Genomic DNA, 7,297 nt, shown 5'->3' with positions numbered 1-7,297 from the left:
AGCATAAATAATAAAATCACTAACTAAATATATCTGTTTTCATTTTATTTTTTTTGTAATCTAAGTTATTTCCCAACAACTCTAATAAATATAGAAACTAGAAACCGGGTTTATATTAAATGACTCACCACCTAACATCTACCTCCCATAAACCCGGTTTCTTATAACACTCCGATGATAATTTTCAGCAGTTCCTCTACCTTGATTTTTTTTATTGAAAAATTACTGTAAATTAGAATTTCAATCAGGTATAGCAATATGGAATGATTTGTGAAAAAAAGTATAGAGGTTTGGAGACCAAACCCCTACGATAAAATGTTACAACATAAGGGTGTTGCTATATCTTAATAGCGGGCATTCCGGCCCGCACTACAAAGATTTAAAGGTTAATTTTTGTACCTCACATATCTGGAATATGCTGTAATTTTTTGTTGATTGAAAGGTTACTATAAATTTTAATTTCAGTATTGGCAAAAGCTCCTACTTTGGTAGGGAGTTTGCAGACCAAACCCCTACAATATTGATATTACTCTTTTAAAAAAATCTCTGAAAAATTCCTAAACTACTTCTATTACTAATTCCCTTGAAACCAGAGAAAAATTAATGGGTTTGGAGACCAAACCCCTACAATAAAATGTTACAACATAAGGGTGTTACTATATCTTAATAGCGGGCATTCCAGCCCGCACTACAAAGATTTAAAGGTTAATGTTTGTACCTCACATATCTGGAATCTGCTGTAATTTTTTGTTGATTGAAAGGTTACTATAAANTAATGTTTGTACCTCACATATCTGGAATCTGCTGTAATTTTTTGTTGATTGAAAGGTTACTATAAATTTTAATTTCAGCTTTGGCAAAAGCTCCTACTTTGGTAGGGGGTTTGCAGACCAAACCCCTACAATATTGATATTACTCTTTTAAAAAAATCTATGAAAAATTCCCAAACTACTTCTATTACTAATTCCCTTGAAAAAAGAGAAAAATTAACAGGATGGCTATTAATTACACCAGCCATTCTCATATTACTATTTGTATTTGCTTATCCAATTGGTCGCGCTCTTTGGTTAAGTCTATTTACACAAAATCTTGGCACAGAATTAAAGCCTATTTTTTCTGGCTTAACTAACTACAACAGGATATTAACTGATGGTCGTTTTTGGCAAACTTTATGGAACACAACAATATTTACAGCTTGCTCCATTTTCTTAGAATTAATATTAGGAATGAGCATCGCTTTAATCTTAGATAAATCATTCCGAGGTAGAGGTTTTGTTCGTACTATTAATCTCATTCCTTGGTCATTACCAACTGCAGCTATTGGGTTAGGTTGGGCGTGGATTTTTAACGACCAATTTGGCATAGTTAATGATATACTTCTCCGTTTAGGATTCATTCAAACTAATATTACTTGGTTAGGCGATCCCTTCCGAGCAATGTTGGCAATGATTATTGCTGATGTTTGGAAAACAACGCCATTTATTGCCATTATTTTATTGGCAGGTTTACAATCAATTTATTCTGATTTATATGAAGCTCATGCTATTGATGGAGCCAACCCAATACAGAGTTTTCAACAAATTACTATTCCATTATTAATGCCACAAATAATAATTGCTTTATTATTCAGATTTGCTCAAGCATTCGGCATTTTTGACTTAGTACAAGTAATGACAGGAGGTGGACCTGCTGGAGCTACAGAAACAATTTCTATCTATATTTATGCTACTATTAGACGTTATTTAGACTTTGGTTATGGAGCTTCTTTAGTAGTAGTAACATTTCTATTATTAATTCTTGCTGTGGCGATCGCTACTACGGTTATACAGAAGTTAAAAGTCAAAAGTAACGTTTAAAATTTAGAATTTAGAATTTAGAATTCAGAATTGGTAAATTTATCTTTAATTCTAAATTCTTTACACCGAAACTCCAGAAACCGGGTTTGTTGGAGGTTAATGTTATTATAAGGAGNATTTAGAATTTAGAATTTAGAATTCAGAATTGGTAAATTTATCTTTAATTCTAAATTCTTTACACCGAAACTCCAGAAACCGGGTTTGTTGGAGGTTAATGTTATTATAAGGAGGCATTTAATACAAACCCGGTTTCTCTGCTTTTTTACACCGACAGTACCAGATTTGATATAAAAGAGGCAAAAACTCTAAATTTGGTAGGGGTTTGGTAACCAAACTCCTACGATATTTCATTGTACCAATACGACCGGATTTGATATAATTTGTAATATCAGGAATTAAAAATGTCTGTAGCTAAAAAATCATCATTAAAAAATAAATCATCAATCAAAATAGGCAGAATAATTCTGTGGATAAGTGTGGTTTTAACTGTCATATTTTGCCTCGCTCCTGTTTTATGGCAATTACTAACTTCTTTCAAAACTAATGAAGCAATATCAGCAGTTCCTAATGTCTATTTTCCCTCTCCAAACCAATTAACTTTTGAACACTATTTCAGTCTCGGTTGGGGTTTTCTGCGCTATATTTTTAATAGTGCTTTTGTTTCTATTATTTCTACAATTATTTGTTTAGGAATAGGGACGCCTGCTGCTTATGTTTTGGCACGGTTAAAAATACCTGGAGAAAATATTATTATTGCCTGTGTTTTAATCGTCAGTCTGTTTCCTTATGTGTTGTTATTTTTAGGACTGTTAGAAATTATTAGAGCTATTGGTTTAGGTAATAATTATATAGCCTTAATTATTCCCTACACAGGGATTAATTTACCTCTGACAATTCTGGTTTTAAGAAGCTTTTTCCAACAGTTACCAAAAGATATAGAAGACTCGGCAAAAATAGATGGTTACAACACAATTTCTATGTTGTGGAATATTGTTTTACCTCTCACAATTCCAGCATTAGTAACTACAGGAATTTTAACCTTTATTTTTGCTTGGAATGAGTTTATTTTTGCCCTGACTTTTATTACTCGTTCAGAAATGTATACTATTCCCGTTGCAGTTGCTCAAATAGGTGGTACTTCTCTGTTTGAAATTCCCTATGGGCCAATTGCTGCAGCAACAGTAACAGGTACATTTCCTTTAGTAATTTTAGTATTAATAGCTCAACGGCGAATTGTTCAAGGTATTACTGCAGGTGCCGTTAAAGGATAAATTTGGAATTTAGAATTGAGAATTTAGAATGCAGAATTGGGAATGAAGAATTTAGAATTTAGAATGCAGAATTAGGAATGAAGAATTTAGAATTTAGAATTTAGAATGCAGAATTAGGAATGAAGAATTTAGAATTTAGAATGCAGAATTAGGAATTTAGAATCCCTAATAGGGATTTTAGTCAGTTTCAACTCTGTTGATATTCCCAATTCTTGGTCTGTAGATGTTTCAATCCCTAATAGGGATTTTAGTTAGTTTAAACTCCAGCTAGAGAACTCCAAACCAAGAGTATCGTCGGTTTCAATCCCTAATAGGGATTTTAGTTAGTTTAAACCCGGCAAAGCCAGGGGAGCAACCATGGGGGATTAAGTTTCAATCCCTAATAGGGATTTTAGTTAGTTTAAACCCTCCCAAACAATTTACCAAAAGTGCCATTAAAGTTTCAATCCCTAATAGGGATTTTAGTTAGTTTAAACAGTAGGGCCAAGCTTAAATTACAGCAAGGATTATTATCGTTTCAATCCCTAATAGGGATTTTAGTTAGTTTAAACGAGGCAGAGGCAATTTCTTTAGCAGGAATTAGTTTCAATCCCTAATAGGGATTTTAGTTAGTTTAAACTTAATAGAAAAATACCAATTTAAGTCGGTTGATTATGCGTTTCAATCCCTAATAGGGATTTTAGTTAGTTTAAACGCGGATCTAAAAACCGCACTGACAAATAGAGGAGTAGTTTCAATCCCTAATAGGGATTTTAGTTAGTTTAAACTTTCAAGGACAGCTTGATAGACAGAGCAGGAATTATCGTTTCAATCCCTAATAGGGATTTTAGTTAGTTTAAACTTCTCAGCAGAAAACTTAGAAGAAACAATAGCTTTAGGTTTCAATCCCTAATAGGGATTTTAGTTAGTTTAAACTAGAGTAAGAAATAAAAATCTAAGATTAGGATTTTCTGAGTTTCAATCCCTAATAGGGATTTTAGTTAGTTTAAACCTAGTTTAGATATAGAAAATAAAGATGATGAATATGTTTCAATCCCTAATAGGGATTTTAGTTAGTTTAAACAATAACTAATTTTGGGAAAACGATCTGAGGGAATTGGTTTCAATCCCTAATAGGGATTTTAGTTAGTTTAAACATTATGCTTCTCGAATAAGATTTTTACATTTCCTGTTTCAATCCCTAATAGGGATTTTAGTTAGTTTAAACTATTCAGTTGCTCGATTTGATTAGGGGTGAAATTTTTGTTTCAATCCCTAATAGGGATTTTAGTTAGTTTAAACCGAGCGTTTACGCCGTTTCGAGCTGAGTAAGAAAGTTTCAATCCCTAATAGGGATTTTAGTTAGTTTAAACCTTAGGAAAATTATCTAAAGCTAATTCTGAAATATTAAAAGTTTCAATCCCTAATAGGGATTTTAGTTAGTTTAAACATATGGATAAGTTGGATAAGGGATATGATTTATCAAAGTTTCAATCCCTAATAGGGATTTTAGTTAGTTTAAACGTTGATAGAAGAAATACTTAGAATCCAGAAACTCCAGTTTCAATCCCTAATAGGGATTTTAGTTAGTTTAAACATTCCAAGCAAAAACAGTAAAGCACTTAAAATCCGTTGTTTCAATCCCTAATAGGGATTTTAGTTAGTTTAAACATGATTATAAAACAGAGCCTTGGACAATTGAGTTTATGTTTCAATCCCTAATAGGGATTTTAGTTAGTTTAAACTGGAAACAGCTTGTTATGACAGACAAGCAATTTTTCGTTTCAATCCCTAATAGGGATTTTAGTTAGTTTAAACTTTTCTAATATTTTCATGCCAAATAATTGTTATTGGCGTTTCAATCCCTAATAGGGATTTTAGTTAGTTTAAACTTAACCGAGAGCGGAACCTCGCACTTAAAGTTGGTTTCAATCCCTAATAGGGATTTTAGTTAGTTTAAACAATAATTCCTGGTCACCCTGCCTATACGCAAACTCTAGTTTCAATCCCTAATAGGGATTTTAGTTAGTTTAAACCTGTCTTTGTGCTTACCACCTCATATGTGAATTTGGTTTCAATCCCTAATAGGGATTTTAGTTAGTTTAAACACAATAGAGTGTGCACTTTTAAGTAAGTAGTGAGTTTCAATCCCTAATAGGGATTTTAGTTAGTTTAAACAGCAGGGTTCTAGAACCCTTACCATATTTAATTTTCAAGGTACATTTGCGATGACCATAGTTAAAGTAGCATGAAGATTGAAAAAATTGCAATACCCTACCCAAACAAAATCCTCCAAACCCTTGCCAGCCAAGCAATACAAAAGTTGCGACGATCGCCTCTAACCTCCCACAAAGCTCAAACCCTTTCCCATACTCAATCTCAGCCATTTTTTTTCACCCTCTCTCTTCTACAGCTACCCATCCGCGCAAAATAGCCTAATTTTATTGGCCCAATAATTCAAAAAATGGCCGACTTTGGAATATCTTCTAAAATTCTGCATTCTAAATTCTAAATTCTAAATTCTAAATGTCCCAAGCTTTCCAGAATGTATAAATAGCCAAAATTACCAACAAACTCCGAAAAGCAAAAGTAACAACTGAACTAGACAACTTCGGCAGAAAACGAGTGCTAATTTGAGCCCCGATCAAACCCCCAAAACCCAGAATCAAACCTCCCACAAATACAATATTACCATTCAAATAATGACCGAAACTAGCAGAAATAGAAGTAACAACAATTACACCCAGACTTGTTTGAATAGCAACTTTAATAGGTTCCCCCAATAAAAGAATTTGCAGAGGTACCATAATTACCCCACCACCAACCCCAAATAAACCAGCTAATAACCCTCCAGTTCCCCCAGTAATAATTCTAGCAATAGTAGGATTTCCCCATTCCTGTTTTTCACCATTATTTTCAGCACCTTTTTGTTTAGCTATAACACCCTTGCGAAACTCGAATAGATAAATATTAACTAACATTAATAAACCAAAACCTAACAATAATAAAGTAGAGGAAAATTGTTCCGCCAAATAAACCCCAACTTGAGCAGCGAATAATGCTGGTAATGCCAACAAAATAACTCTTTTAGGTTTAATGTAACCCATACGCCAATTTTGTAGAGTACCGGAACTCGCTGTAATTACAATAGCTAAAGCGCTAGTTGCAACTGCTTGTATAGGTTCATATCCCAAAGCCACTAATAGAGGTACCATAACCGTACCACCGCCAATTCCTAAAAATCCAGCCAGAATACCCGCAAAAAGACCACCTATACCTAAAATAAACAAATTTGTTGGAATCATTATTAAGAGTTGTTTTTAACTAAAATTAGACAAATAAACTTGAGTTTAAGAGACTGTTTGTAAAATAAGTATTAAGCAAAAAGTTTCAGAATTCAATCAACTAGCTTGAATAAGGCAAGGGATTGAAATAACTCTACAGAGGGAGTAGGTGACTATTCATACTCAATCAGTTAGTTGTGAATTTCTTGATAACAAATAATTGTTTTTTTGCCTATTCCCTATTCNTTGAATAAGGCAAGGGATTGAAATAACTCTACAGAGGGAGTAGGTGACTATTCATACTCAATCAGTTAGTTGTGAATTTCTTGATAACAAATAATTGTTTTTTTGCCTATTCCCTATTCCCTATTCCCTATTCCCTATTCCCTGTTTCCTATTCCCTGTTCCCTATTCCCTATCTTCTTTTTTTATATTTCCTGATACATTTAACCTCTAATATAACTGAAAAGATACAAAAAATAGAAGTAATATATCAAATCTGGTAGTATTGGTAAAATTCATGCCTCGTAGGGGTTTGGTCACCAAAGCCAAAACCTACTTGGAGTTTTTACCGAATTATTAATTATTAATAATTAAATAATTCGCGCCTTAAAGCCTGCCCTTGGATAGGGAAAAAAAGTGCTAGGATATTTCCTTATCTTCAATCTGATGGTTTTAACCAGAGGTAATTATCAATTATCAATTATCAATTAATGAACAATACTGATGGTCAAGTCTTATTCTCCAAAGTAAGCAAATTTTGTATTATACCAATTCCCAAAAGTAATGCTATACTTGATTAATACTTCAGTCATTAAGTAATTACCTTTGAATAATTACCTTTTTGCTGATTTGAGACAATTTAATCTTTGATTATCTCTATTTTTACTTCTCCCGTACGGACGTT

At 33.0% G+C, this 7,297-nt stretch carries 3 protein-coding genes and 1 CRISPR repeat array; of the genes, 2 read left to right on the top strand and 1 reads right to left on the bottom strand.

Annotated features, from left to right (window positions below; genetic code table 11):
- Positions 1-932: 932 nt before the first annotated feature.
- Both AFK68_RS18110 and AFK68_RS18105 read left to right on the top strand, forming a co-directional pair.
- Positions 933-1,856 carry a carbohydrate ABC transporter permease gene (locus AFK68_RS18110; protein ID WP_094673971.1) on the top strand — a complete coding sequence of 308 codons (924 nt, stop codon included), beginning with the start codon at positions 933-935 and terminating at the stop codon, positions 1,854-1,856.
- Between the two features lie 401 nt (positions 1,857-2,257).
- The gene (locus tag AFK68_RS18105; protein ID WP_094673970.1) at positions 2,258-3,127 is read left to right on the top strand and encodes a carbohydrate ABC transporter permease; all 870 of its coding nucleotides are present in this window, start codon (positions 2,258-2,260) and stop codon (positions 3,125-3,127) included.
- Positions 3,128-3,282: 155 nt separating this feature from the next.
- Positions 3,283-5,284: direct repeats of the CRISPR family, unit length 37 nt; unit sequence GTTTCAATCCCTAATAGGGATTTTAGTTAGTTTAAAC.
- Between the two features lie 344 nt (positions 5,285-5,628).
- On the opposite strand, the gene AFK68_RS18100 is transcribed toward AFK68_RS18105, so the two are convergent.
- Positions 5,629-6,411 (bottom strand): sulfite exporter TauE/SafE family protein, encoded by a 783-nt coding sequence (locus tag AFK68_RS18100; RefSeq protein ID WP_094673969.1) that lies wholly within the window; start codon positions 6,409-6,411, stop codon positions 5,629-5,631.
- Between the last annotated feature and the right edge of the window lie 886 nt (positions 6,412-7,297).

Source organism: Hydrocoleum sp. CS-953, from assembly GCF_002260545.1.
Lineage (GTDB): Bacteria > Cyanobacteriota > Cyanobacteriia > Cyanobacteriales > Microcoleaceae > Trichodesmium.
Note: the sequence above shows the minus strand (reverse complement) of the source record. Positions and strands in the feature narration are given on the sequence as shown.